This is a genomic window from Cupriavidus basilensis (assembly GCF_029335485.1).
Lineage (GTDB): Bacteria > Pseudomonadota > Gammaproteobacteria > Burkholderiales > Burkholderiaceae > Cupriavidus > Cupriavidus basilensis_E.
Genome location: NZ_JARJLM010000375.1, coordinates 1 through 2,730, shown reverse-complemented (window position 1 = coordinate 2,730; position 2,730 = coordinate 1). Strand labels below are relative to the sequence as shown.

Below are 2,730 nucleotides of genomic sequence, written 5' to 3'. Positions count from 1 at the left end.
TCGTGTCCGGCATTTTGTTTTCCTCGCGAAGCGCTGGCGGTCTGGGATGATCACCGGTCGGCGTCCCGATGGATCCAGTGTGGCCGAAACGGCTGCCGTTTTCCGTTTGATTTTGTAAATTTCTGTAGGCGAGTTTATCTTTTTTAATCAATGAGTTGGGCGCGGTTCAGGGATTGGTTTCCGATCGCCATTTGTAACAAGCGGGTACGCCCGGATCTCCTGCAACGCCGCGCCTGCCCCAGCGTTGCAGGGGATCCGCGGTCCGCTGGCATGCAATGCGGTCAGCACAAGGAAAAAGCCCCATCGCAAGGATGGGGCTTCGCATTGCCTGGCGGCCGGCATCCGGCCGCTTGCGCACATCAGTCCTCGCGGCGCAGATGCGGGAACAGCAGCACGTCGCGGATGTTCGGGCTGTCGGTCAGCAGCATCACCAGGCGGTCGATGCCGATGCCGCAGCCACCCGTCGGGGGCATGCCGTATTCGAGCGCGCGGATGTAGTCGGCGTCGAAGTACATTGCTTCCTCGTCGCCCGCATCCTTCTGGTCGACCTGCTTGCGGAACCGCTCGGCCTGGTCTTCCGCGTCGTTCAGCTCGGAGAAGCCGTTGGCGATCTCGCGGCCGGTGACGAACAGTTCGAAGCGCTCGGTGATGCCGGGCTGGGTATCCGAGGCGCGCGCCAGCGGCGAGACTTCCACCGGGTAGTCGACGATGAAGGTCGGCTCCCACAGCTGGCTCTCCGCGGTTTCCTCGAACAGCACCAGTTGCAGCGTGCCGAGGCCGGCGTTGAGGAACTGCGGTGCGTTGGTATTGACGCCCAGCTTCTTCAGTTCGGTGCGCAGGAATTCGGTATCGGCCAGCTGCGCATCGGTGTACTGCGGTGCGAACTTCTGGATTGCCTGCGTGATGGTGAGGCGATGGAAGGGCTTGGACAGGTCCAGCTCGCGGCCCTGGTAGGTCAGCACCGCGCTGCCGCGCGCGTCGATGGCGGCCTGGCGGATCAGGTCCTCGGTGAAGTCCATCAGCCAGCGGTAATCCGTGTAGGCCGCATAGAACTCCATCATGGTGAACTCGGGGTTGTGGCGCGGGCTTACCCCCTCGTTGCGGAAGTTGCGGTTGATCTCGAACACGCGTTCGAAACCGCCCACCACCAGGCGCTTCAGGTACAGCTCGGGCGCGATGCGCAGGAACATCTGCATGTCCAGCGCATTGTGGTGGGTGATGAACGGCTTGGCCGCGGCGCCGCCCGGAATCGGGTGCAGCATCGGCGTTTCCACTTCCATGAAGTCGGCGTCGGCCATATACCGGCGCAGCGAGCTGATCGCCTTGGTGCGGGCGCGGAAGGTGGCGCGCGTCTCCGGCGATACGATCAGGTCCACATAGCGCTGGCGGTACTTCTGCTCCTGGTCGGCCAGGCCATAGTAGTCGCCGGGCAGGGGGCGCAGGCTCTTGGAGAGCAGGCGCAGCTCGGTCACCGCCACCGACAGCTCGCCGGTCTTGGTCTTCATCAGCGTGCCGCGCGCGGCCACGATATCGCCCAGGTCCCACTTCTTGAAGCCGGCATACACGTCTTCGCCGATCGCGTCGCGGCTGATGTAGAACTGGATGCGGCCCGAGCCGTCCTGCACGGTGGCGAAGCTGGCCTTGCCCATCACCCGCTTGAGCATCATGCGGCCGGCGATGGCGACTTCCACCGGGCTGGCTTCGAGCGCGGCCTGCTCGGTGTCGTTGTACTGCGCGTGCAGCGTGGCGGCCTGGTGGGTCGGACGGAAATCGTTGGGGAAGGCCGGGCCTTGCTGGCGCAGGGCCTGGAGCTTCTCGCGCCGTTCCGCGATGATCTTGTTTTCGTCGGCTGCGGCCGGGGCGTTGGCTTCGGCGGGAGCGCGGTTGGATTCGGTCATGATGTCTTGGTGAGCCGCGCGGCCAGGCCGCGCGAGGTTCAGGTATTGCGGATGTCGTCGAGCTCGGTGCTGCCGAAGTCCGGGCGTTCCAGGTAAGCGGCGATGCGCTGCGCGGTGTCCTCGGCGGAGGCCAGCTGGTCGTTGTCCTTGAGGTCGCGGAAGCGCTGCACCTGGGCGAAGTCGGCGTTGCGGATGGTGGCCTGCATGCCGGTGTCGACCACGCCCGGCGCCAGCGCAACGGCGCGCACGGCGCGTTCGGCCGGTGCCTGCGCATACTCGGCATTGATCGAGCGGACGAACATGTCGAGGCCTGCCTTGCCGGCGCAATAGGCGCTCCAGCCCTCCACCGGGCGGCGGGCCGCGCCGGAGGAGATGGCCAGGATCTTGCGCGGACAGCCGAAGCGCTCGGTGTGCGCCAGGAAGGACGCGGTCATGGTCATCGGCGTGGCGAGGTTGGTCAGCAGGTGCGGGACCAGCGTCGATTCACGCAGGGTGGCGACCGGGCCGATCGGCTCGATCATGCCCGCGTTCAGGATCAGCGTGACGCTGGCGGGCGCTTCCTCGACGACATCGAGCACGCTGCCGAGCCAGGTCGCCGCCGGGCCGGGCTGCGACAGGTCCTGCAGGTGCCAGACGACCTTGACGCCGCTGGCGGATGCAATCCGTTCCAGTTCGGGGTTGCGGCTGCGCGCCACGCAGATCAGGCGGTTGCCCGGTTTGAGCAGGGCTTGCGCCAGCGCGGCGCCGAGGCCGCGAGAGGTGCCCGTGACGATGAACAGGTGCGTTGCTGCGGTCGATGCTGCGGTCATGGTCTAGATGGTCCCGGCAGGTC

The 2,730-nt window shown here is 66.1% G+C and carries 2 protein-coding genes; both read right to left on the bottom strand.

Annotated elements, in window-relative coordinates:
* Positions 1-359: 359 nt before the first annotated feature.
* Positions 360-1,898 carry a lysine--tRNA ligase gene (gene lysS / locus P3W85_RS22405; protein WP_017225093.1) on the bottom strand — a complete coding sequence of 513 codons (1,539 nt, stop codon included), beginning with the start codon at positions 1,896-1,898 and terminating at the stop codon, positions 360-362.
* 38 nt (positions 1,899-1,936) lie between these two features.
* Positions 1,937-2,707: an SDR family oxidoreductase gene (locus P3W85_RS22400; protein ID WP_017225092.1), complete on the bottom strand. Its 771-nt coding sequence runs from the start codon at positions 2,705-2,707 to the stop codon at positions 1,937-1,939.
* Between the last annotated feature and the right edge of the window lie 23 nt (positions 2,708-2,730).